Raw genomic sequence first — 220 nt, 5'->3', positions numbered from 1 at the left:
GAAAGACAAAACTCATCTTGGCTACTATTGGGTGTATCATGCACCTATATCCAAGCTTGTAATGTTTAATTACAGTCCTACTCGTAGCGGTAGTGCTGCACTACCTGTATTAGAAAATTTCAAAGGATATCTGCAAACTGATGGGTTTATCGGCTACCAAGCCTATGGAAATAAGTCAGATGTAACGCATCTTGCTTGTTGGGCACATGCTCGACGTGAA

1 protein-coding gene is annotated in these 220 nt (G+C 41.4%); it reads left to right on the top strand.

From position 1 onward, the window contains the following. On the top strand, nt 1-220 hold a 220-nt coding region (locus GOQ24_RS17015; protein ID WP_160339601.1), incomplete at both ends, for an IS66 family transposase.

The sequence above is a fragment of the Myroides sp. LoEW2-1 genome (assembly GCF_009767705.1).
GTDB classification, from domain to species: Bacteria; Bacteroidota; Bacteroidia; order Flavobacteriales; family Flavobacteriaceae; genus Flavobacterium; species Flavobacterium album_A.
This window is presented reverse-complemented; position numbering and strand designations above follow the sequence as displayed.